This is a genomic window from Variovorax sp. 01N429, assembly GCF_056399425.1.
Window position 1 is genome coordinate 1 of the sequence record NZ_JBFTRG010000249.1, and the last position, 360, is coordinate 360.

The window sequence follows — 360 nt, forward strand, 5'->3', positions numbered from 1 at the left end:
CGTCAAGACGGCGTGAAAATCGCGTCCCGGGGCAGAGGGGGAAACGTCCGCCCGAGACATCCCGGGTGTCGCGCCGGCCGAGTTAGAGCCGTCTGGCCCTTTCCTCTCTCCCGAGCCGTGCGCGAGGCTCGACAAGGACCCGGGCCAGCCCACCGAAGACGGAGGTGCCGTGACACGCGTACTGGTGGTCAACGCCGGATCGTCGAGTCTGAAGCTGTCGGTGGTCGCCCCGGACGGAACGACCGCGCAGGAGGCGAACATCCACTGCCCGGACGCCATCCCGCCCGGCGCCGTCGCCGGGTTCGTGCGCGGCGCCGGTGCCGTGGACGCGGTCGGACACCGGGTGGTACACGGCGGCGG

Annotated in this window: 1 pseudogene; it reads left to right on the forward strand. The window is 71.7% G+C overall.

The annotated features are described in order from the left end of the window. Nucleotides 1-169 precede the first annotated feature (169 nt). A pseudogene (locus tag AC1DSF_RS31470) lies at nucleotides 170-360 on the forward strand (acetate/propionate family kinase); the annotation flags it as partial.